The organism is Mesorhizobium sp. M2A.F.Ca.ET.042.01.1.1, from assembly GCF_003997405.1.
Classification (GTDB): Bacteria; Pseudomonadota; Alphaproteobacteria; order Rhizobiales; family Rhizobiaceae; genus Mesorhizobium.
In genome coordinates, this window is sequence record NZ_RZRX01000553.1 from 1 (window position 1) to 1,324 (window position 1,324).

The window sequence follows — 1,324 nt, forward strand, 5'->3', positions numbered from 1 at the left end:
GTGGTCATACCCGCCCACATCAACCTTTCTCTTCCCATTGCCGTCGCGAGGATCGCAAGCCACCCGCGGGTCGGCGAGAAAAGGCATGAATGTCCACGCAGTATACACCCGCCAGATGCCTTTATGCCTGTCAGTTTTTTCCTGATTGCTTCAACTTTTCCTGACATGGGGATCAGCAGAAAAACCGACAGCCTCCGCTGATCAGCCCGAATGTATCGCCGCTATTTCTGCGTGCATCCTTCAAGCGTCCTCCCGGTCATCTTGAACTGCCCGGGAAGCTCAACGCAAACGAAGGAGAACGTCATGAGAAAGATCATCCTGGCCGCGGCCGTACTGTCGGCTCTGACCGGTACGGCATCCGCGCTTTCGATCGGCAGCGGCAATGGCAACGGCAATGGCAATGTCGGCGTCGGCAACGGCAACGGCAACGGCAACGCCAATACCGGCGCCTTCAACGGCAACTTCAACGGCAACGGCAATTTCGGCTTCGGCAACGGCAACGGGAACGGCAACGCCAATATGGGCGCCTTCAACGGCAACTATAACGGCAACCTGAATGCCGGCGTCGCGAACGGCAATGGCAACGGCAATGGCAATTTCGGCCTCGGCAACGGCAACGTGAACGGCAACGGGAACTGGGGCTTCGGAAACGGCAATGCCAACGGCAACGGCAACTGGGGCGCCGGCAACGGCAACGGAAACGGCAACGCCAACCGCTAGCGCCGTCCAACCGCCAGCGTCGCCAAGCTTCAGTTTGGAAAGACGCTGATGGCTCTGGGACCGCCGAGCCACGCGCCCGTCCCCCGCGCAAGGCTATCGCGACATGTCGCCGGCGGTCCCAGTCCTTTTCGACGAACGATCCTTTTCGAAACAGGGGCCAATTTCGAAAACCCAATTTCAAGCTTAGCCATGGAAGGAGCTCGCAGATGAAACGCTACGTCATACCGGCGCTATGCCTGGGGTTGTTGAGTGCAACCGCGGCGAAGGCCGACACCACGACAGGCAGCCAGGCCTTCGGCATGTCGGCTGTCCAGGCGGCGGTCGGCAAATACGGCCAGGCCATCGGCTCGGACGTCAGGGGCATGAATCCGCTCGGCAACTTCGGCGGCAATCTCGGCTACAAGAACAGCGGCACCGGCAATGTCGGCGCCTTCAACAACGGTACCGGCAATGTGGGCGCGTTCAACGGCAACAACAACACCTCGGCGACGAGCGGCAACGGCAACATCGGCGCCTTCAACGGCAACGGCAACACCGGCGAATATGACGGCAACAGCAACATCGGCGCCGGCAATGGCAACTTCAACGGCGGGTCGTTCAACGG

2 protein-coding genes and 1 pseudogene are annotated in these 1,324 nt (G+C 60.4%); all 3 read left to right on the forward strand.

Going from position 1 to position 1,324, the window contains the following annotated elements:
* On the forward strand, window positions 1–201 hold a 201-nt coding region (locus EOA23_RS36180; protein WP_210212526.1), incomplete at its 5' end, for a hypothetical protein.
* Window positions 202–303: 102 nt separating this feature from the next.
* Window positions 304–720, forward strand: a complete 417-nt coding sequence (locus EOA23_RS35980; protein ID WP_189341835.1) for a hypothetical protein — start codon at window positions 304–306, stop codon at window positions 718–720.
* A gap of 206 nt (window positions 721–926) precedes the next feature.
* Window positions 927–1,324 (forward strand): annotated as a pseudogene (locus EOA23_RS34755) (hypothetical protein); the annotation flags it as partial.